General features: G+C 68.2%; 14 protein-coding genes. 5 read left to right on the top strand and 9 right to left on the bottom strand.

The window, feature by feature from the left end; all coding sequences use genetic code 11:
- Positions 1-13 precede the first annotated feature (13 nt).
- Positions 14-2,860 (bottom strand): PAS domain-containing hybrid sensor histidine kinase/response regulator, encoded by a 2,847-nt coding sequence (locus GGQ96_RS21325; RefSeq protein WP_184112459.1) that lies wholly within the window; start codon positions 2,858-2,860, stop codon positions 14-16.
- Positions 2,861-2,985: 125 nt separating this feature from the next.
- A complete protein-coding gene (locus GGQ96_RS05480; RefSeq protein ID WP_184112457.1) occupies positions 2,986-3,738 on the bottom strand; it encodes a FadR/GntR family transcriptional regulator in 753 nt (250 codons plus the stop codon).
- 244 nt (positions 3,739-3,982) lie between these two features.
- On the opposite strand from GGQ96_RS05480, the gene manD reads away from it, so the two are divergent.
- On the top strand, positions 3,983-5,194 hold the full coding sequence (gene manD, locus GGQ96_RS05475; protein WP_184112455.1) for a D-mannonate dehydratase ManD: 1,212 nt from the start codon (positions 3,983-3,985) through the stop codon (positions 5,192-5,194).
- 4 nt (positions 5,195-5,198) lie between these two features.
- A complete protein-coding gene (locus GGQ96_RS05470; RefSeq protein ID WP_184112453.1) occupies positions 5,199-6,506 on the top strand; it encodes an MFS transporter in 1,308 nt (435 codons plus the stop codon).
- On the opposite strand, the gene GGQ96_RS05465 is transcribed toward GGQ96_RS05470, so the two are convergent.
- A complete protein-coding gene (locus GGQ96_RS05465; protein ID WP_184112451.1) occupies positions 6,497-8,131 on the bottom strand; it encodes a GH35 family beta-galactosidase in 1,635 nt (544 codons plus the stop codon). The genes GGQ96_RS05470 and GGQ96_RS05465 overlap by 10 nt on opposite strands.
- 182 nt (positions 8,132-8,313) lie before the next feature.
- Here GGQ96_RS05465 and GGQ96_RS05460 point away from each other — a divergent pair, with 182 nt between their 5' ends.
- Both GGQ96_RS05460 and GGQ96_RS05455 read left to right on the top strand, forming a co-directional pair.
- Positions 8,314-11,547 (top strand): TonB-dependent receptor, encoded by a 3,234-nt coding sequence (locus tag GGQ96_RS05460; protein WP_246360185.1) that lies wholly within the window; start codon positions 8,314-8,316, stop codon positions 11,545-11,547.
- Between the two features lie 129 nt (positions 11,548-11,676).
- The gene (locus tag GGQ96_RS05455; RefSeq protein WP_184112449.1) at positions 11,677-12,375 is read left to right on the top strand and encodes an ion channel; all 699 of its coding nucleotides are present in this window, start codon (positions 11,677-11,679) and stop codon (positions 12,373-12,375) included.
- 9 nt (positions 12,376-12,384) lie between these two features.
- On the opposite strand, the gene GGQ96_RS05450 is transcribed toward GGQ96_RS05455, so the two are convergent.
- From GGQ96_RS05450 to hemB, 3 genes are read right to left on the bottom strand one after another with little or no spacing between them, the layout of a single operon-like run.
- Positions 12,385-14,607 carry a polyamine aminopropyltransferase gene (locus GGQ96_RS05450; RefSeq protein ID WP_184112447.1) on the bottom strand — a complete coding sequence of 741 codons (2,223 nt, stop codon included), beginning with the start codon at positions 14,605-14,607 and terminating at the stop codon, positions 12,385-12,387.
- Complete coding sequence (locus GGQ96_RS05445; RefSeq protein ID WP_184112445.1) at positions 14,604-15,149, bottom strand: GNAT family N-acetyltransferase; 546 nt, start codon at positions 15,147-15,149, stop codon at positions 14,604-14,606. Before GGQ96_RS05445 ends, GGQ96_RS05450 begins: the two co-directional genes overlap by 4 nt.
- Complete coding sequence (hemB, locus tag GGQ96_RS05440; RefSeq protein ID WP_184112443.1) at positions 15,146-16,135, bottom strand: porphobilinogen synthase; 990 nt, start codon at positions 16,133-16,135, stop codon at positions 15,146-15,148. The genes GGQ96_RS05445 and hemB overlap by 4 nt, the downstream gene beginning before the upstream one ends.
- Positions 16,136-16,204: 69 nt before the next feature.
- On the opposite strand from hemB, the gene GGQ96_RS05435 reads away from it, so the two are divergent.
- Positions 16,205-17,104 (top strand): diacylglycerol/lipid kinase family protein, encoded by a 900-nt coding sequence (locus GGQ96_RS05435; protein WP_184112441.1) that lies wholly within the window; start codon positions 16,205-16,207, stop codon positions 17,102-17,104.
- A gap of 9 nt (positions 17,105-17,113) precedes the next feature.
- Here the strand turns inward: GGQ96_RS05435 and GGQ96_RS05430 are convergent, their stop codons facing one another.
- The 3 genes from GGQ96_RS05430 to dxs form a co-directional block, all read right to left on the bottom strand.
- On the bottom strand, positions 17,114-18,553 hold the full coding sequence (locus tag GGQ96_RS05430) for an MATE family efflux transporter (RefSeq protein ID WP_184112439.1): 1,440 nt from the start codon (positions 18,551-18,553) through the stop codon (positions 17,114-17,116).
- 168 nt (positions 18,554-18,721) lie between these two features.
- Complete coding sequence (locus tag GGQ96_RS05425; protein WP_184112437.1) at positions 18,722-18,967, bottom strand: hypothetical protein; 246 nt, start codon at positions 18,965-18,967, stop codon at positions 18,722-18,724.
- The gene (gene dxs, locus GGQ96_RS05420; protein WP_184112435.1) at positions 18,964-20,886 is read right to left on the bottom strand and encodes a 1-deoxy-D-xylulose-5-phosphate synthase; all 1,923 of its coding nucleotides are present in this window, start codon (positions 20,884-20,886) and stop codon (positions 18,964-18,966) included. The genes GGQ96_RS05425 and dxs overlap by 4 nt, the downstream gene beginning before the upstream one ends.
- Positions 20,887-20,938: the final 52 nt, after the last annotated feature.

Raw genomic sequence — 20,938 nt, 5'->3', positions numbered from 1 at the left:
GGGGGTGCCCCCGTCAGGCACTGCTGCGTATCCCCTGCTGGAGGATGCGGGCGAGACCGCCGATCGAATAGGGCTTCTGCAACAGCGGAAAGCCGCTGGCCCCCGAATGGACGATCGCGTCGCTATAGCCGCTGGTCAGGACCACGGGCAGGCCGGGATAGAGGCGCGCAATCTCGCGGCCCAGCTCGATGCCGCTCATGCCGGGCATCACCACATCGGTGAACACCAGGTCGACCGCTTCGCCGGCCGCCAGTTCGGCGAGCGCCTCGCGGCCGCTCACCACCCAGCGCGTGCGATAGCCGAGCTCGGCCAGCGCCTGGATCGCGAACTCGCCCACCTCCAGATTGTCTTCGACGACCAGCACATACAGATCGTCGCCCGAGGGGATCGGTGCAGTCGGGTCCCCGCGAGCGTCGCGCGGCGTCGCCGCCGTCTCGACCAGCGGCAGGTAGAGCGTGATCTGCGCGCCGCCGGCCGGCGCGTTGCCGGCCACCACCTCGCCGCCCGACTGTTTGGCAAAACCGAAGACCTGGGACAGGCCGAGGCCCGTGCCATGGCCGACGTCCTTGGTGGTGAAGAAGGGCTCGAAGATCTGGTCCAGCCGGTCCGCGGCGATGCCGGGGCCGGTATCGGTCAGGGTCACGGCCACGAACGCGCCGGGGATCATCGGATGCGCGCGCACCGCCGGGATGTGATCGGCGGCGCGAACCGCGATCGACAGCCGCCCCTCGCCTTCCATCGCATCGCGCGCATTGACGGTCATGTTGACGATCGCGGTGTCGAACTGGGTGCGGTCGGCGTTCACATGGCAGGGGCAATCGCCCAGATCCAGGTCGATGGCGATCCGCGATCCGGTCAGCGTCGCCAGCATGTCGCCGATGCCCCGCACGCTGGCGGCGACATCGAACACCTCCGGGGTCAGCGCCTGACGCCGTGCAAAGGACAGCAACTGATGCGTCAGCTTGGTCGCGCGATCGGCGGTGTCGGCGATCGCCTTGGCATAGCGTTCGCGTCGTTCACTCGACAGGTCAGGGCGGCGCAGCAGCTCGGCCGAGCCGCGAATCACGGTCAGCAGGTTGTTGAAGTCGTGCGCGATGCCGCCGGTCAATTGCCCCAGCGCCTCCATCTTTTGCGACTGGCGAAGCTGCTCCTCGACCTGGCGCTGGCTGGTCAGGTCGACGCCGATGCCCGTGCGGCGAACCGGCCGACCCTCGGCATCGACATAGGTGTGGCCGCGCGACAGCACCCAGCGGATCGAGCCGTCGGGATGGACCAGCCGATATTCGATCTCCAGCTCGCCGGCGCGGACCCGCCCCTCCGCCAGGATCTGCGCCAGCGCCGCCCGGTCGTCGGGATGGACATTGGCGAAGAACTGCTCGCGCGTGATCGCCTGACCGACCTGCGCGGGATCGAGGGCATAGAGCGCCACGATCGCCGCGTCGCAGACATAGCGATCGGCGGCCATGTCATAGGTCCAGACGCCGACGCCCCCCACCGCCGACAAAGCGAGCCGGGCGAAATCCTGTTCGTCGCGAAGCTTGGCCGCCATCGCCCGTTCCGCCGTGATGTCGCGGCCCGAGGCATAGGTCATCTCGCCCGCTGGCACCCCCACCCAGGAGATGCGGCGCAGCGAGCCGTCCTTGTGGCGAATGCTGTTCTCCACCTGCGCTGGCCGGCCGGCCGCGGTGGCCTGATAGGCGTCGATCGTGGCGCGGTGATCCTCTTCGATCACGAACTCGTTGGCGTGATGCCCGACCAGCTCGTCGGCGGTGTAGCCGAGCAGCGTCGTCCAGGCCGGATTGACGCGACGGAACACGCCGTCGAAATCGATCACCAGCAACAGGTCGGGCGACGCCTCCCACATACGGTCGCGCTCGGCGGTGCGTTCGTCGACCAGTCGTTCCAGCGAGTCGTTGAATCGGCGGAGCAGGGCCTCGCTCTCCTGCAGCGATGCCTCCGCCATGCGGCGATCGTGAATGTCGACCGACGCGCCGAACCAGCGCACGATCCGGCCGGTTAGCGGATCGCGATACGGCTCGCCGCGCACCAGGAACCAGCGATACTCCCCACGGGCGGAGCGGATGCGATGCTCGACCAGGAAGGTGCCGCCGCTGGCGCGCGCCGCGTCGAACGCCGTCATCGTCTCGGCGCGATCGTCGGGATGGACGTGATCGGCGGCGATCTCGGCCGCGGTGGTCGGGCGATAGGGCTCGCCGGTATAATTCGACCATTGCCGGTTGAAGAACTCCGCCCGCCCCTCGGCATCGGTGATCCAGACGATCTGCGGCACCGCGTCGGCCATCAGGCGGAAGCGTTCCTCGCTGGCGCGGACCTGTTCCTCCACCTGGCGACGCTTGCGATCCGCAGCGATGCCCTCCGTCGTCTCGCCCAGGATGCAGATCACGCCGACCGGCCGGCCGGCATCGTCGACGATCGGCGAATAGTCGAGGTTCATCCAGACCTGTTCGGGTCGACCGTTGCGGTGCAACGTCAGTTCTTGGTCGCGATAGGACAAGACATGCCCGGCCAGCACGGTGCGCATCACATGGTCGTTGAAGTCGGCGACCTCGGGCCAACCCTCGCGCACCTTGTTGCCCAGCAGATGCGGGTGCCGCCCACCCGCGAACTCCGCATAGGGCCGGTTGTAGAGCATGATGCCGTCCTCGCCCCACAGCAGGACCATCGGGGTGGGCGAGCGCAGCATCATATCGACCAGCGACCGCAGCGCTGCCGGCCAGTGCACCATCGGCCCCAACGGCGTGGCCGCCCAGTCATGGTCGGCGATCCATCGGGCGGGATCGGTCGGCGGCTCGCGGTCTGCCTGGTTGGCGCCTTGCCGTTCCTGATCCACCACCGTCATCGTCGCACTGCTTCCTCAGCCAGGCATCGGCAAGCAACGCTTTAGGATCACTTGCCTATCCCTGTCGCCTTAATGGGCTCGTCCAGTCCGTTGAACCCTTGTCAGACTAACCGAAACAACAATTGTCAGGCGGCATGGGTGCGCGCGAAGATCCGCTCGCGCAGATTGGCGTTGCGCTGGCGCACCGCCTCGATCTCCTCACTCTCGGTGCGGGCGAGCAGATGCTCGAGCACCGCGTCCAGGTGCTGGCGCATCGCCAGCCTCGCCGCCTCCGCGTCGCGGGCGCGAAGCGCCGCGATGATCGCGCGATGCTCGGCGACGCGCAGCATCTCGCCGCCGCCCCGCGCGCGCTGATGGATCGTCCGCGCCAGATCGCAGCGGTCGCGCATCGCCCACAGGTCGGTCACCACCGCGACGAACGCGCCATTGCCGGTCGCGCCGGCGATGGCGAGGTGGAAGTCGCGGTCAGCCCGCTCGCTCGCCACGATATCGGCATCCGCATCGGCCATGGTCGCGACCAGCGCGTCGAGTTCGCCCAGCCGTTCGTCGTCGATACGCAGGGCCGCGAGCGCCGCCACCTCCGCCTCGACGCTGCGCCGCGCCTCCAGCAATTCGAATGCGCCGACATCCAGCGTCTCCGCCCCCTCGCCCGGCATCCGCAGCGAGGCGACATAGATGCCCGATCCCTTGCGCATCTCGACGACGCCCATCATCTCCAGCGCGACCATCGCCTCGCGCACCGTGGTGCGGCTGATCGTATAAGTCTCCGCCAGTTCGCGTTCGGTCGGCAGGCGGCTGCCGACCGGGAACTCGCCGCCGGCGAGCCGCTGGAGGATGCCGTCGGTCACGCGTCGGTAGAGCTTGTCGGACTTTTCCATGATCGATCTGTATCCCAGGCGTGGGGTCGCGCAATGGTCCAGCATCGCTGGCCGCGCGGAATCTGTCGAGTCCATGTTGACAGGCCAATGCCGAACGCGCTGTATGACAGCATTCGAGGGAGAGGATGCGACCGCCATGCCGGCGGCCGGCGCATGGTCGCGGCCTGTCTCCCCGAAAATCATTGCCTGCGTCGCTCGCCTCGTGGCGGCGCACCGTCATCCCTGCCGCCAGGACCGAAGCGCCATGCCCAAGATCGTCGATGCCCGCGTCATCATCACTTGTCCGGGGCGCAATTTCGTCACGCTCAAGATCGTCTGCGACGACGGCACGAGCGGCGTCGGCGACGCGACGCTGAACGGCCGGGAACTCAGTGTCGCCAGCTATCTATCCGAGCATGTCGTCCCCTGCCTGATCGGCCGCGACGCGCACCGGATCGAGGATCTCTGGCAGTATCTCTACAAGGGCGCCTATTGGCGGCGCGGCCCGGTGACGATGACGGCGATCGCGGCGGTCGATATGGCGCTCTGGGACATCAAGGGGAAGATCGCCGGCCTGCCCGTCTATCAGTTGCTGGGCGGCGCGGCGCGCGACAGCGTGATGGTCTATGGCCATGCCAACGGCGTTTCGATCGAGGACACGATCGCGGCCGCGATCCGCTACCGAGACGAGGGATACAAGGCGATCCGCCTGCAATGCGGCGTGCCCGGCATGGCCGCGACCTACGGCGTCAGCAAGGACCCGGAATTCTACGAACCAGCCGACTCGGACCTGCCGACCGAGGCGGTCTGGTCGACCAGCAAATATCTCCGCATCGTGCCCGAACTGTTCGCCGCCGCACGGCAGGCGCTGGGCTGGGACGTGCATCTGCTCCACGATATCCACCACCGCCTGACCCCGATCGAGGCGGGACGGCTGGGCCGCGACCTGGAGCCCTATCGCCCGTTCTGGCTGGAGGATGCGACGCCCGCCGAGAACCAGGACGCGTTCCGCCTGATCCGGCAGCATACCACCGCGCCGCTGGCGGTAGGCGAAATCTTTAATTCGATCTGGGACGCGAAGGCGCTGATCGAGAACCAGTTGATCGATTATGTCCGCGCCACCGTGACCCATGCCGGCGGCATCACCCATTTGCGGCGGATCGCCGCGCTCGCCGACCTCTACCAGGTCCGCACCGGCTGCCACGGCGCGACCGACCTGTCGCCGGTGGCGATGGCGGCGGCGCTGCATTTCGACCTGTCGGTGCCCAATTTCGGCATCCAGGAATATATGCGCCATACGCCCGAGACCGACGCGGTTTTCCCCCACGCCTATTCCTTCGACCGCGGCACGATGCATCCGGGCGAGGCACCGGGTCTGGGCGTCGACATCGACGAGGACCTGGCCGCCGGCTACGAATACAAGCGCGCCTATCTGCCGGTGAACCGCCTGGAAGACGGCACGCTGTGGAGCTGGTGACAGGATGACCGAGACCGTGCCCCCTGCCCCCGCCCCGGTCGAGAAACCGCGCGGACGGGTGCGCTGGATCGTCTGCGCCCTGCTCTTCGCGGCAGTGGCGCTCAGTTATATCGACCGGCTGGTGCTGCCGACGCTGAAGCCCGAGCTTCAGGCGCGCTATGGCTGGAGCGAGCAGGGCTATGCCGATCTCGCCATCGCCTTCCAGGCCGCCTATGGCATCGCCTATGTGCTGTTCGGGCGGTTCGTCGACCGGGTCGGCGCACGGATCGGCTATGCGGTCGCGGTCACGCTGTGGACGATCGGCCATGTCGCCCATGCGCTGTTCACCAGCGCGGGCGGGATGATCTGGGCGCGGCTGCCGCTGGCGGCCGGCGAGGCGGGCGCCTTTCCCGCCGCGCTCGCCGCCACGTCCGAATGGTTTCCGCAGCGCGAGCGGGCGCTGGCGATCGGCATCTTCAACGCCGGCTCCAATGTCGGCGCGATCCTGACGCCGCTGGTCGTGCCGGCGATCGCGATCGCGTTCGGCTGGCGAATGGCGTTCATCGCGACCGGCGCGCTGACATTGCTGTGGCTGGTCGCCTGGCTCGGCTTCTACCGCAGCCCGCGCCGGCACCCCCGCGTGTCGGCGGCGGAACTGGCCTGGATCGAGGCGGACCCGACGCCGCCTGCCCGGCCGGTGCGCTGGCGGACGCTGCTGCGGCTGCGCCAGACCTGGGCCTATATGGCCGGCCGTTTCCTGATCGATCCGATCTGGTGGACCTTCCTGTTCTGGCTGCCCGATTTCTTCAATCGGCAATATGGCGTGAAGATGCTGGATTTCGGGCCGCCGCTGGTCGCGGTCTATGTGCTGGCGGATATCGGCTCGATCGCGGGCGGCTGGTATTCGTCGCGGCTGCTGGGGCGCGGCTGGAGCGCCAATCGCGCGCGCAAGACCGCAATGGCGACCTGCGCGCTGTTCGCACTGCCGATCATCGTCGCCGCCCAAGCCCCCTCCATGTGGTGGGCGGTGCTGGCGATCGGCCTGGCCTGCGCCTGCCACCAGGGCTTCTCCGCCAACGTCTTCGCCATCCCCGGCGACCTGTTCCCGCGCGGCATGGGCGGGTCGGTGATCGGTCTGGGCGGGCTGGCCGGCGCAGTCGGCGGCATGGCGATGGCGAAGTTCGCCGGCACGATCCTGGCTGGCATCGGCGGCTATGGCCCGATCTTCGCGGTCGCCGGCTGCGCCTATTTCCTTGCGCTCGGCGTCATCCACCTGCTCGTGCCGGACTACGCGCCGGTCGACCCGGCGCGCCTGGCCGCGGATCAGTCGTAGCGGTAAAGCTTCACCCGCTGGATCTGCCATTCGCCGGCCGCCAGCCGGACGTGGCGGCCCTGATGGGTCTGGTCGCCGTTCAGCTGCCGGCCCGGCTGCCAGCGGCCGGCGGCATCGAACCGCCCCTCCCACACGCTGTCCAGCCCCGCCTGACCCGGCCCCGGCCCCATCGGGGCCATGGTGACGGTGATCCCCTGGCCCGCGACCAGATACTCCTCCGGCGCGATCTGGATGATCAGTCCGCCCGCCGCCGCCGTGGTCGGGGCCAGCACCGGGCGCTGCACATCCGCATAGGCGATGGTGAAGCGATAGCCGCCGATGTCGCGGGTCTGCGGCGCGTAGAGGATCGTGCCGTCATAGAGTTCGGCCGGCTTGAACCCCGCCATCCGTCCCGATCCCTGCGCCGCCAGGATATGCGGCGTGAGTTGCGACAGCACGTCATAGGCTTGCGCCAGCGCGCCTGGCGCTTCGTCGATCGACTCGATCGAAAAGGGACTGTAGCCGATCGCGTCATGGGCGCCGATCGCGTAGAATGCATTTGCCGGCCCGCTGGGGCTGTCGGCATTGTTCGCCTCGGGGATGAACAACGGGTTGTCGGGCCGTTTGTAGCGGTCGACCAATTCGACGAAGTTGGCGAAATAGATGTCGGGCGCCAGCAGGTCGAGCGTCGGCGCCCCTGCCTTCCACACGTCGATCAGATGCGGGAGCGGGCCGCCGCTGGGATATTCGCCCGGCGCGCGTCCCGGCCGGTTGAGCGCGACATTGACATACATGGGCAGGGGATACCGGGCTTTGCCCGCCGCCGCGAGGCGATCGGCGAAGCGGGCATAGTGCCAGGCGGTGAAGACCTCGGCTGCTGCATCGCCGCGCCCGAACACCTCCTCCCAGCTTCCCGCCGTCTTCGCGCCGCGCTCGACCCACATATGCTGCATCTCGGGAACCAGGGTGGTGCGATGCGCGGTCAGATAAGACAGGAGTTCTGCCGGCACCGGCGCACGGAACGCGGCGTCCGCCAGCGGGCCATGGTCGCGCGCGACCGGCAACATGCCGATCTCATTCTCGACCTGCACCATCACCACGGTCTCCTGCCGCGCATCGACCGCGCGCAGATGCGCGAGCAGCGCTGAATAGGCGCGGGAGTCAGCCGCCAGCGTCTCCGGCGCGAAGGCCGATAGGATGTCGACCCCGCGCCCGTCCGGCAACTGCGCGCGTGGGAAGCGGGCCGGGTCGCGCTTCACCCAGGCGGGCGCATAGGTGGACATGCTGTTCTTCCACGCCCCGAACCACAGCACGACCAGCTTGAGGTCGTGCGCGCGCGCATCGCGCAGCAGCGCATCGACCGAAGACCAGTCATAGACCCCCTCGCGCGGCTCGATCGCCTCCCAGGCGACGGGGGCCAACACCGTATTGAGGTGCATCGCCCGCAACCGCGCCCAATGCGGGGCCATATAGGCGGCGCTGGAGGCCGAGCTGTTGCCCAGCTCGCCGCCCAGGATCAGCATCGGCCGGCCCTGCACGACCAATTGCGTCGCATCGCCCTGCCGCCGAAGCTCGGGCGGCGCGGCCAGCGCGCCCGTCGTCGCCAGGGCGATCAGGGCCAGTGTCGTCGTCACCTTGCGAGTCATGTCGTCCGCCTCTCCTGCCCGTAAAGCGCCATGGTCGTCCCGGTCGCTGCGGTGCTGTGTGTCTCATAAAAGATATTGGCCGGGCAACAGTGATTGACCTGTCAGGCCAGTTATCGCTAACATGATCGTCATCGAAGAAATGGCAGGTCGGATGGAACGGCCGCCTTCAGGAGGGGAATGACATGAAGCTCGCGTCACCAATGCGTCGCCTCAACACGCCGCTGGCGCTGTTGCTGTGCACATCGGCCTGGCCCGCCCTGGCGCAGGTCGCGCCGACGCCCGGTGCCCCGACCGCCTCCTCGAACAGCAGCGCGACGACCGAGCCCAATGCGCAGACCCAGGACGGCGCCGGCAACACCCAGCCGACCCAGATCGATTCGACCGACCAGGCGCCGGCCGATCCCTCCGCGACCGGCAACCAAGACATCATCGTCACCGGCTACCGCGCATCGCTGCAAAGCCAGACCAACGCCAAGAAGAATTCGATCGGCTTCACCGACACGATCTTCGCCGAGGATATCGGCAAGTTCCCTGACACCAACATCGCCGAATCGGTCAACCGCATCCCGGGCGTGACGATCAGCCGCGAAGTGACGGGCGAAGGGTCCAACGTCGCGATCCGCGGCCTGGGCACCAACTTCACCCGCGTCCTGCTGAACGGCGCGCCGGTCGCGATCGCCTCGGTCCGTTTCGACGCGCAGAGCACCAACCGCGAAGTCGATCTCGACCTGATCCCGACCGAGCTGTTCACCCAGCTGACCGTCAGCAAGTCGCCCACCGCCAGCCAGATCGAGGGCGGCGCGGCCGGCACCGTCAACCTCCGCTCGGCCCGCCCGTTCGACAATCCGAAGCCCTATATCAGCTATGGCCTGCAGGGGTCGAAGGTCAGCAGCGCCGACAAATGGGGATATCGCGGCTATGCGCTTGCCAGCATCACCTCGGGCGATTTCGGCCTGCTCGTCGGCGGGGCGGCGGTCAAGAACCGCTTCCGCGTCGACGGCTTCGAGACGATCGGCTGGACCAATCCGAACCTGACCGCCTCGCAGAACAGCGCATCGACCCGCAACTCGACCGGCGGTGGCAACTTCACCATCCCCGGCACGGTGCCCGTCAATGCCGGCAACGGCCTGACGCCGGGCACGGTCATCGACCAGGCCTTCCTGCTGCGCAACAATCCGGGCGCGACGATCGAGCAGATCGACAATGGCCTGCTGCCACGCCTGGGACGCCCACGCACCGAGATCGGCGAGCGTACCCGCTATAACGGGCTGGTCTCGGCCGAATGGCGGCCAAGCGACGCGTTCCACTTCTACATCGACGGCATGTACGCCAAGCGCGACACCGAATTCTCGCGCAACGCGATGAACTGGGCGGTGCGCAACGGCGCGGCCATCCCGCTCAACACCACCTATGACAAGACGGATTGCTCGTCGGGCTGCACCGTCACTGGCGGCACCTATGCCAATTCGCAGTTCTTCCTAGAATATCGGCCGTACAAGGACACCCAGGACTATTGGGGCGTCAATCCCGGCGCCGAGTTCATCATCAACGACCATATCAAGGGCGACCTGCAGGCCAATTACACGCGCAGCAACTTCCGCCGCGAGAGCCCGACCTTCCTGGTCATTACCCCGACCAGCAGCGGCACCACCGTCACCTACCAGAACAATGGCGGCATCCCGACGATCACCAGCAATGTCGACCTGAACAACCCGGCCAATTTCGGCTGGGCGGGCGGCGGCCGCGTCCAGCTGTCGGGCGAGGAGCGCCGGACCGAGACCAAGGGCGTACGCGGCAGCCTGTTGTTCGGCGACGAGAAGCGGTTCAGCATCCGCGTCGGCGCGGCCTATGACGACACGTCGCGCCGGATCAGCCCGTTCGACAACAGCAATGCCTGGTCCGCGGCGATCTGCGGCAACAACCCCAATGTCCTGCTGCCTGGCCCGAACCGCCAGCCGCTGTGCGACGGCGCCAACCAGCCCGGCACGGTGCCGCCCGCCGGCTATCCGACCTACCCGGCCTATGGCACCGGCTATACGGTTGGCGGCCAGCCGATCGTCTATGCCGGCTCGATCATCCCGACTGCGCTCGTCCCCTCCTTCCTGTTGCCCGGCGACAATGGCTTCATCACCGTCGACTGGAACAAGGTGAAGGCGGCGACCGGCTATGACACATTGCTCGCCGGCGCGACCGAGACCGGCTCGGGGACCAGCGGCGCCAATGGCGGCCTGATCCGCGAGAAGGTGACCGGCACCTTCATCGAGGGCAACGGCATCATCGAGGTCAACGACACGGACACGCTGCGTCTGAATGCGGGCGTCCGCTACGTCCGCACGCAGCAGATCGTCGGCGGCCGCACCAGCATCCCCGACCCGCGCAACACCCGGAACGGCGTGACCTGCCCGGGCTCCACCGCCAACAACTTCGCGCTGGACGGCTCCTGCTATCCCGTGACCGTCGCCTTTGCCGAGACCAACCGGCTCTATTCCAACTTCCTGCCCTCGGCGAGCCTGGCCTATAGCTTCGGCAACAAGGCGGTGGCGCGCGGTTCGATCTCGCGCACCATGACCCGGCCCGACCCGAACCAGCTGCTGCCCGGCGCGTCCTTCACCTCGCCCTCGGCGGATGTCGGCAATCTCGGCAACAACGCGCTGAACCCCTATATCTCGAACAATATCGACCTGGGCTTCGAATATTACACCGGCGGCGAGGGCGTGATCGCGTTCGCGGCGTTCCGCAAGTCGATCACCGGCTTCACTGTCAACGGCCTGACCACCGTGCCCTTCTCGACGTTGGAGCAATATGGCATCACGTTCGCCACGCTGACCCAGGCGCAGCAGCTCGCCCTCGCCTCGCGTGCGCCCGCCGGCACCCCGCCGGAACAGGTGCTCGTCCAGGTGCAGCAGCAGGTGAACGCCAATGGCAAGCTCAAGGTCAACGGCCTAGAATTCCAAGTCACCCAGCCGCTCGACTTCCTGACCCAGTATATCGGCGTCACCGGCTTCGGCGTGCAGGGCAATCTGACGCTGATCGATCAAAAGGGCGAAGGCACCGGTGCGCCGGCCATCGCGCTCGGCGTCGCGCCGACGACCTATACCGCGACCGGCTATTATGAAGGGCACGGCCTGTCGGCGCGCCTGACCTATACGTTCAACGAGGGGTCGCAGGCGTCGGGCCTCAACCAGAACGGCATCCCCAATGCCGCGATCTTCGGCCGCGACTATGGCCAGCTGGACTTCTCGGGCAATCTCGATCTCGGCAAGGTGTTCGGCAACAGCTACATGCCGACGCTGGTCGTCAACGTGATCAACATCACCAAGGAAGCGCAGTCGAGCTACTTCCAGTTCCCGAATGCGACCTTCAACCAGTATCAGCCGGGCCGCACCCTGCTGGTCGGCATCCGCGGTCGCTTCTGACGCGCATTGCGCGTCATCGACGAAGATCGAAAGGGTCGGCCGCGAGGCCGGCCCTTTCTCTTGTCGGTCATTGATCGTTCAGCAAGTCGGGCCTAGGGGCCCGACCTCATCGTCAGCGGACCGATATTCATGCATTGGATCATGGATCGCGACCAGCGCGTCGACCATTGCCTCTCCGCCCTGCTCGTTTTGCAATGCCTGACGCTGTTCCTGGTGATCCCGCTGGCGCAGCGCGGCGGGTTGGGGCGGACGTTGCTCGACATCTGCCATCTCGCCTTCGCCATCCTGTGCGTGACGGTGCTGACCCGCCACCGGCTCCTGCAGATGGTGACGCTCCTCTGCCTGGCGCTGCTCACCGCCTGGCCGCTGGCCGGGCATCTGGTCTCCGCCTCGCTGCGGCTCGACTCCGTGCAGCAGCATGAGGCGATCGCGCTCGTCTCCTTCGTGTTCAACGGCGCGGTGACCGGCGTGGTGGCGCATCACGTCTTCGCGGCGGGGCGGCGGGTCACCATGCATCGTATCCGCGGCGCGGTGCTGCTCTACCTCAACATCGCGGCGCTGTTCGCCATCGCCTATGGTGCGATCGCCATGTATGCGCCCGGCGCCTTCACCGGCACCGACCTGCACCATCATGGCGGCGACGGCCTATCCGCCGCCTTCACCTATTTCAGCCTGACGACGCTGACCACGACCGGCTATGGCGACATCGTGCCGGCCGAGCCGCTGACGCGCAGCCTTGCCAATCTGGAGGCGGTGATCGGACAGCTCTTCCCGGCGACCCTGCTCGCCCGGCTGGTGGCGCTCCACATGGTCCACGAAGACCGGTAACCGAGGCGGTCAGAAACCCTTGAGCAGCGGCAGGATCGTCGAATAATCGTCGGTCCAGGCAGACAAGCCCGCCCGCCGGCGCAGCGGTCGCCACTCGGAATGGCGGGTCCGCAGCGCCGCCAGCGTCGCCGGATCGCGTGACAGCGCCACCCACAGCGAGGCGCTGGCTTCCGGATCGAGTGGCGACGGATGATAGTCCATCACCGCGCCGCGCCAGCCGCCGGCATCCGCGACCGCCGCGACCACCGGCTCCAGGTCGAGATAGCGGTTAGAGATGTGGACCAGCAGCAGACCGCGCGGGGCGAGCACGCGGGCATAGCTGGCGAACGCCTCCCGCGTCATCAGATGCGCCGGCACCGAGTCCGACGAGAAGGCGTCGAGCGCCAGCAGGTCGAGCGCGGCGCTGCCCTCGCGCGCGATGGCGATGCGGGCATCGCCCAGGCGGATGTCGGGCGCTGGCAGGCAACGGCGCAGATAGGTGAACTGCCCGGTGTCGCGCGCGATCCGGACCACGGCGGGATCGATCTCGTAGAAGCGCCAGTCCTGCCCGGCCCGCGCATAGCAGGCGAGCGTGCCGGTGCCGAGCCCGACCACCCCCACCCGTGCGTGCGGGCCATAAAGGTCAGGCAGCGCGGTCATCGCCTGTCCCACCCCGGAGCCGGGCGCGTAATAGGTGGTCGGCGTCCGTTCGCGCGCCGCGGTGCCAATCAGCTGGATGCCATGGACGGTGGTGCCATGGTCCAGTTCGCGGATGCGGGGCGTGCCGCGCACCGTATACACGCCGAAATAGCTGCGCGTGCGCGCGCCCAGCTGCGCCGAGAGTTCGAGCGAGCGGAAGCCGCCGAACAGCATCAATGCGGTCGCCAGCACGACGCCGTACGCCAGCCGCCGCCCCATCGCCGCGAGCCCCACCGCCGCGATCACGACGAAGGTGACGCCGCGATGCTCCTGGTCGACCAGCCCGTCCGGACCATAGGCGTGGAGCAGGACCAGCAGCAGCATCGCCGCCACGACCGTGGCATAGGCGGCGATCCGCGCCGGCCCGGTCCAGATGCCGCGCAGCGACCCGGTCAGGTAGAGCGAGGGGGCCAGCGCGCCGGCCGCAAGGATCAGCAGCGGATATTCATAGGTCCAGTCGAACAGCACGGGCGCGACCAAACCGGCGAATACGCCACCCAGCGCGCCGCCGAACGCCATCGCCAGATAGAAGCCGGTCAACCGGTCGGGCGCGGGCCGGGCACGGTAGAGCGCAGTGTGCAACGCCACCGAGGCCATGAACAGCAGCACCAGCGCGACCAGCAGGTTGACGCCGGCGCGCGCCTGGTAGCCGCCCATCATCACGCCGCCGAACACCAGGATCGTCATCGGCGCGATGCGGGTGAGCAGGTCCGCGGCCGACCGGTCGGTGGCGAAGGCGACGCTGAAGCTGAGCAGATAGAGGCCGAGCGGCAGCACCCAGAGCAGCGGCATCGCGACGATGTCGGTCGTGATATAAGTGGAGGTCGCCAGCATCAGCCCCGACGGCACGAAGCTGAGCGCGATCCAACAGGCGATCGTCCGGCCGGCGGCGGGCCGGCCGACCGGCTGCACCGTCGCGCCCCCCGCCCCCGAACCCGGACCTGCACCCGCCCTGCGCGGCAGCAGCGTCGCGCAGGCCGCGACCAGCAGGATCAGGAGCGCATAGCCCGCGCTCCACAACAGACTCTGCCGGTGCACCGCCATCAGCGGCTCGACCAGCAGCGGATAGGCGATCAGCCCGGCGAAGCTGCCGAGATTGGACGCCGCATAAAGCGCATAGGGGTCGCGCCCGCCGCTCGCCAGGCTGAACCAGCGCTGCACCAGCGGCGCTTGCGCGGCGACCGCGAAGAACAGCGGCCCGATCGAGGCGAGCAGCAGCCAGGGCGCCCAGAGCGCCGGCTGCCCGTCCGCCGGGATCTGGATCGCGGCGAGGCCGATCGGCAGCCACAAAGCGGCGACCAGCAACAGCCCCAGATGGATCGCCGCCTGCATCCGCGGCCGCGCATGGGCCAGCGCATGGGCATAGGCATAGCCGCCGAGCAGCAGCGCCTGATAGACCAGCATCGCCGAGTTCCACACCGCCGGCGCGCCGCCCAGCCGGGGCAGCGCCATGCGCGCGACCATCGGCTGGACCAGGAACAGCAGGAACGATCCGGTCAGGATCGTCAGCACGAACAGCCAGCGACCCAGTCGGCCGCGCGGCTCCGTCGTCATGCGGCGCGTTTCCACAGGCCGGGCCGGGCGATGCGATAGAGGATGTGCGCGCGCGGCGGCTCGCCCGGCGTCAGGTCGGGATAGCGGAAATCCTCCTCGGGAAAGCGGATCATGCCTAGCCGCTCCATCAGCCCCCAGCTCCGCCGGTTCGCGGGCACGGTGACGGCGGCGATGCTCGGCACCGCCAGGTTGCGCCAACCCCAGGCGATGCTCGCTGCCGCCGCCTCGCGCGCATAGCCGTGACCCCAGACCCGCCGGTCGAGCTGCCAACCGATCTCGATCTCGCCGCGCATCGGCGCGTCACCCGGCTTCAACCCGCAATACCCCAGGAACGCGCCATCGGACTTGCGCTCGATCGCCCATTGGCAATGGCCATGCTCGGCCTGGCAGGCCTGCGCGCGGTTAAGCGTCCAGCGCGTCTCGTCGCGGCTGGTCGGCGGGCCCAGATAGCGCATCGCCTCCGCATCCTGACCCATGGCGTGGAAGGGCGCGAGATCCGCCTCGCGCCAGCCGCGCAGCAGCAGCCGTTCGGTTTCGATCACGCGCCCAGCAGCCGCGCGGCATGGGCGGCGTGATAGGTCAGCACGCCCGAACAGCCGGCGCGCTTGAACGCCATCAGTGTCTCCAGCACCAGCGCGTCGCGCTCCCCGGCCCCGGCCGCCACCGCTGCCTCGATCATCGCATATTCGCCCGACACCTGATAGGCGAACACCGGCACCCCGAACCGCGCCTTCACCCGCTGGATGATGTCGAGATAGGGCAGGCCCGGCTTCACCATCACCGTGTCCGCCCCCTCGTCCAAGTCGAGCGCCACCTCGCGCAGCGCCTCCTCGGCATTGGCGCTGTCCATCTGGTAGCTCTTCTTGTCGCCCTTCAGCAGCCCGCGGCTGCCGACCGCGTCGCGGAACGGGCCGTAGAAGGCGGAGGCATATTTGGCGGCATAGCTCATGATCTGCACGTTGACATGCCCCTCTCCCTCCAGCGCGGTCCGGATCAGGCCGATGCGACCGTCCATCATGTCGGAAGGGGCGACGATGTCCGACCCGGCACGCGCCTGGTTCAGCGCCTGCCGCACCAGCGCGTCGGCGGTCCGGTCGTTGACCACATAGCCCGCCGCGTCGACCAGCCCGTCATGGCCATGCGTCGTATAGGGATCGAGCGCGACATCGGTCAGCACCCCGACCTCCGGCACTGCATCCTTCAGCGCCCGGATCGCGCGGCACATCAGATTGTCGGGGTTCAGCGCCTCGGCCCCGTCGTCGCTGCGCAGGTGATGCGGCGTGTTGGGGAACAGGGCCACGCAGGGGATGCCCAGGTCGCGCGCCTCGCGCCCGCGCGCCACGATGCCCGCCACCGACCAGCGCGACACGCCGGGCAGCGCTGCGATCGGCTCCTCCACCCCGTCCCCTTCCGCGATGAACAGCGGCCAGATCAGGTCGGCGGGCGTCAGCACCGTCTCTGCATGGAGGCGGCGACTCCAGGCGGTGGCGCGGGTGCGGCGGAGGCGGAGCGCGGGATAGGCGGACATATTGTCGCTTTGGGGGATCGCGACCGCCCCGGCAAGCGTTAGGCGCGTTCATTGCGAGGGTGTATCGATATGCGGGACATCCGCTCCGCCGCCATGGTCATCAATGCCAAGTCCCGGAAAGGACAGAAGCTTTTCAAACGGGCCTGCAAGGCCATGGCGGGCTTGCCCTATCAGGTCGACGCGCGCGCAGTTGAGGATCCCGACAAGCTCGAGGCGGTCGTCCGCGACGTGTTGCGCGGCGATCCGGACCTGGTCATCCTGGGCGGCGGCGACGGTACGATCAGCGGGCTGGTCGACCTGCTGGTCGGGCGTGACGTGGTGCTGGGGGTGCTGCCGCTCGGCACCGCCAACAGCTTCGCGCGCACGCTCGGCATCCCGTTGACCGTCGAGGGCGCGGTGGAGGTGATCCGCGCCGGCCATCGCCGTCGCATCGACCTGGGCATGATCGACGGCGATTATTTCGCCAATTGCGCGGCGATGGGCCTCAGCCCGCAGATCGCGGAGACGGTGCCGCACGGGCTGAAGAAGCTGTTCGGGCGGATCGGCTATCTCGGCTGGGCCGGCTTCCAGTTTACCCGGTTCAAGCCGTTCACGCTCCACGTCGACGACGGCACCACCAAGCGCAAGATGCGGGTGGTCGAGGTGCGTATCTCCAACGGCCCCTATCATGGCGGCACCTGGCTGGTCGACGAAGCCTCGGTCAATTCGGGCGAGATCGTCGTGCAGGCGGTGCGCGGCCATTACAAGCGGACGCTGATCCGCAACTGGGCGACCAGCTTCCTGGGCATGAAGGAACGGCATCACGACACCATCAGCTTCTCCGGCAAGGCGATCCGCATCGATACCGAGCCGCGCCTGCCGATCTCGATCGACGGGGAGCTTCTGGCGGAAACGCCGGTGACCGCGAAGATCGCCGCCGGCGTCATCGAGGTCATGGCCCCGCCGGCGCCAACGCCGCCAGCGGCGTAACCCCGGATCCTATCCGACCGGCATCGCCTTGCCGGTCGGCTGCCCCTCGGCCAGCGCCGTCTCCTCGCAGGCCTGGGGCGCTGCCGGCATCCGGGTGCGGCGCCAGCCGCCATGCAGGTAGAAGCCGATCATCATCAGCATCGACCCCACCGAGCCGGCCGGGAAGCTCCACCAGATCGCATCCGACCCGAACCGGCCCTCCAGCCCCATCGCCAGGCCAAGCCGCAGCGGGAACATCGCCACCGCCAGGATCACCAGCGGGCCGACCACCGCGCCGTTGGCGCGCACCGTCGCCGACAGCACCATCGAGACTCCAAAGAGCATGAAGCTCCATCCTGCGATCCAGTTGATCCGGACGGCGATGTCGATCGCGCCGGGATCGCGGCCCAGGAACAGCCACAGCACATGCCGGTCGAGCAGGGTCAGCAGCACGACCAGTCCGCCGGTCAGCGCCAGGTTGGTGAGGATGCCGACCCGGGTGATCCGCCCGACCCGCTCCCAGGCGCCCGCGCCGATATTCTGCGCCGCCATCGCGCTGACCGCCGCGCCGACGGCCATCGCCGGCATCTGGATATAGGTCCAGAGCTGGTTCGCCGCGCCGTACGCCGCCGTGGTCGAGGTGCCGTAGCGATTGACCAGCCCGATCATCGCCAGGGCCGAGGTGGAGACGACCAGCATCTGCAAGCCCATCGGCACGCCCTTGACCAGGATGGTCCGCAACAGCGTGCGGTCGGGTCGGACGTAGCCGAGCTCCGCCCCGCGCAGCCGGATGGGCAGGTCGCGCCTGTAGATATAGATCAGCAGCGCGATCAGCGACACGAGGTTGGCGATCAGCGTCGCGGTCGCCGAGCCGCCGATGCCCATGGCCGGGATCGGCCCGACGCCGCGGATCAGCAGCGGGTTCAGGCCGACATCGACCACCGACCCCAGCGCCATGAACTTCAGCGGCGTGATCGAGTCGCCGGTGCCGCGGAGCGCCATGGTCAGCAGCACGGTGAGGAAACCCGGCACCATCGCAATGAAGATGATCCGCAGATAGTCGAGCGCCAGCGGATAGACCTCGACCGGCGTCGCCAGCAGGCGCAATATGGCCGGCGCGGCCAGCAATCCGACGATCACCGTCGCGACCGATAGCCCGCTGAACAGACCCAGCGCCGTGCCCAAGGTCCGCCGCACCGCCTCCACGTCGCGCCGGCCCATCGCCTGCCCGATCAGGATCGTCGCCGCCATGCCGAAGCCAAACACGGCCGCGATCAGCAGGAACATGATGATATTGGCGTTGGTCGTCGCCGCCAGCGCCCGCTCGCCCAGGAACTGGCCGATCCAGATCGCGTTGATCGACCCGTTGAGCGACTGGAGGATGCTGGAGCCCAAAGTCGGCAGCGCGAACAGCAGGAGCGTGCGCCCGATCGGCCCAGTGGTGAGATCCCGTTGCGGCGGTCGCGCCATGGTTGCCGTGTCCCCTCCGGGCGTTGCGTCAGCGCAGAACCCGCCGAGGCCCTACTGCGATCCCTGGGCCCAAGACAATCCTAGCCGGTGCCCGCATCCCCGCATCAACCCCCTCACACCATCCCGGCGCAGTCGGGGATCGAATCGCGGGACGCTCACGATAGACCCTTATCGCTCCGTGACCGGCCCCCGGCCCTCGCCGGGGTGGAAGACCGACGGCGTGGAAGGCGATCGGTCGACTGGTGATCCCTCTCCACCCCCAGTGGAGCCATCATCCGCCAGGTCCTCCCTCTCCGTACGCGCCTCCAGTGCATGGAGCGCCCGGCGCATGCGTCGCCACATGACCACGTTCAGCCAGATCACGCCCGCGAAGACGATGGCGATGATCAGCATCGCCTTGGTCAGGCCGGTCATGCGCGGGCTTCGGCGATCCCCGTGCTGTTGTGGCGCAGCGCGGTCAGCACGGTGGTGACGATCCCCTCCGCATCCAGGCCGGCGGCGGCGTACTGCGCCTCGGGCTTGTCCTGGTCCTGGAAGAGGTCGGGCAGGCGCATCGTCCGCAGCTTCAGGCCGTGGTCGATCAGCCCGGCGTCCGACGCCAGCGTCAGCACATGCGCGCCGAAGCCGCCGACCGCGCCCTCCTCGATCGTCACCGCGACCTCGTGGCTGGACAGCAGGCGGCGGATCAGCGCCTCGTCCAGCGGCTTGGCGAAACGCAGATCGGCGACCGTGGTCGACAGACCCTTGGCCTCCAGCACCTCGGCCGCCTTCAGCGCCTCGGTCAGGCGGGTGCCGAGCGACAGGATCGCGACGGTCTTGCCCTCGCGCACCACCCGGCCCTTGCCGATCTCCAGCCGCTCCGCCACCGCGGGCAGGGGCACGCCGGTGCCGCTGCCCCGCGGATAGCGGACCGCGATCGGGCCGCTGTCGTGCACGGCGCAGGTATGGGTCATGTGCACCAGCTCCGCCTCGTCGGCGGCGGCCATCACCACCATGTTGGGCAGCGTCGCCAGATAGGCGACGTCGAACGATCCGGCATGGGTCGCGCCGTCGGCACCGACCAGCCCGGCGCGGTCGATAGCGAAGCGGACCGGCAGGTTCTGGATCGCGACGTCATGCACGACCTGGTCATAGGCGCGCTGGAGGAAGGTGGAATAGATCGCGCAGAACGGCCGCATGCCCTGCGCCGCCAGCCCGGCCGCGAACGTAACGGCATGCTGCTCCGCGATGCCGACATCGAAACTGCGATCCGGGAACGCCTTGGCGAAGCGGTCGACGCCGGTGCCCGACGGCATGGCGGCGGTGATCGCGACGATGGTCGGATCGCGCTCGCCCTCCTTGACCAGCTGGTCGCCGAAGACGTTCTGATATTGCGGCGGTCCGGGCGGCGCCTTGGCCTGGGCGCCGGTGATCACGTCGAACTTCTGGACGCCGTGATATTTGTCCGCCGCCGCCTCGGCGGGTGCATAGCCCTTGCCCTTCTTGGTGACGACATGGACCAGGATCGGCCCCTCCTCGGCGTCGCGAACATTCTCCAGCACCGGGATCAGATGGTCGAGATTATGACCGTCGATCGGCCCGACATAATAGAAGCCCAGTTCCTCGAACAGGGTGCCGCCCATCGTCATGCCGCGCGCGAATTCGTCCGTCTTGCGCGCGGCGGCGTGGATCGGGCGCGGCAGGCGACGCGCGACGCGCTTCAGGATGTCGCGCGCACCCAGGAACTTCTGACTCGACACCATGCGTGACAGATAGGCGGACAGGCCGCCGACCGGCGGCGCGATCGACATGTCGTTATCGTTCAGGATCACGACCAGCCGGTTGCCCGCCTGTTCCGCGTTGTTCATCGCCTCATAGGCCATGCCCGCCGACATCGAACCGTCGCCGATCACCGCGATGCCCCGCCCCGGCGTCCCCGCCAGCTTGTTGGCCACCGCAAAGCCGAGCGCCGCCGAGATGGAGGTGGAGGAATGCGCCGCGCCGAACGGGTCGTATTCGCTCTCCGATCGCTTGGTGAAGCCGCTCAGTCCGCCGCCCTGGCGTAGCGTGCGGATGCGATCACGCCGGCCGGTCAGGATTTTGTGCGGATAGCATTGGTGGCCAACGTCCCAGACCAGCCGGTCGCGCGGCGTGTCGAAGACATAATGGAGCGCGGTGGTCAGTTCGACGACGCCCAGACCGGAACCGAGATGACCACCGGTCGACCCGACCGCGGAGATCGTCTCGGCGCGCAGTTCGTCGGCCAGCTGGCGGAGCTGTTCGGGCTTGAGCCGACGCAGCTCTTCTGGCGTGCGGACGGTGTCGAGCAAAGGGGTGGCGGGAAGATCAACCATGTCCGGGGCTTACCCTGTCGGACCGATGGTGTCGATTGCTACGGCGCGAGGA

It is taken from the genome of Sphingomonas abaci, from assembly GCF_014199625.1.
Classification (GTDB): domain Bacteria; phylum Pseudomonadota; class Alphaproteobacteria; order Sphingomonadales; family Sphingomonadaceae; genus Sphingomonas; species Sphingomonas abaci.
This window is presented reverse-complemented; position numbering and strand designations above follow the sequence as displayed.

Excerpts from the sequence above, each read along its gene's own strand:
- dxs (WP_184112435.1), bottom strand. The coding sequence starts at position 20,886 with ATGGTTGATCTTCCCGCCACCCCTTTGCTCGACACCGTCCGCACGCCA.
- GGQ96_RS05450 (WP_184112447.1), bottom strand. The coding sequence starts at position 14,607 with ATGACGACGGAGCCGCGCGGCCGACTGGGTCGCTGGCTGTTCGTGCTG.
- GGQ96_RS05460 (WP_246360185.1), top strand. The coding sequence starts at position 8,314 with ATGAAGCTCGCGTCACCAATGCGTCGCCTCAACACGCCGCTGGCGCTG.
- GGQ96_RS05425 (WP_184112437.1), bottom strand. The coding sequence starts at position 18,967 with ATGACCGGCCTGACCAAGGCGATGCTGATCATCGCCATCGTCTTCGCG.
- hemB (WP_184112443.1), bottom strand. The coding sequence starts at position 16,135 with ATGTCCGCCTATCCCGCGCTCCGCCTCCGCCGCACCCGCGCCACCGCC.
- GGQ96_RS05470 (WP_184112453.1), top strand. The coding sequence starts at position 5,199 with ATGACCGAGACCGTGCCCCCTGCCCCCGCCCCGGTCGAGAAACCGCGC.
- GGQ96_RS21325 (WP_184112459.1), bottom strand. The coding sequence starts at position 2,860 with ATGACGGTGGTGGATCAGGAACGGCAAGGCGCCAACCAGGCAGACCGC.
- GGQ96_RS05430 (WP_184112439.1), bottom strand. The coding sequence starts at position 18,553 with ATGGCGCGACCGCCGCAACGGGATCTCACCACTGGGCCGATCGGGCGC.
- GGQ96_RS05480 (WP_184112457.1), bottom strand. The coding sequence starts at position 3,738 with ATGGAAAAGTCCGACAAGCTCTACCGACGCGTGACCGACGGCATCCTC.
- GGQ96_RS05435 (WP_184112441.1), top strand. The coding sequence starts at position 16,205 with ATGCGGGACATCCGCTCCGCCGCCATGGTCATCAATGCCAAGTCCCGG.
- GGQ96_RS05465 (WP_184112451.1), bottom strand. The coding sequence starts at position 8,131 with ATGACTCGCAAGGTGACGACGACACTGGCCCTGATCGCCCTGGCGACG.
- manD (WP_184112455.1), top strand. The coding sequence starts at position 3,983 with ATGCCCAAGATCGTCGATGCCCGCGTCATCATCACTTGTCCGGGGCGC.
- GGQ96_RS05455 (WP_184112449.1), top strand. The coding sequence starts at position 11,677 with ATGCATTGGATCATGGATCGCGACCAGCGCGTCGACCATTGCCTCTCC.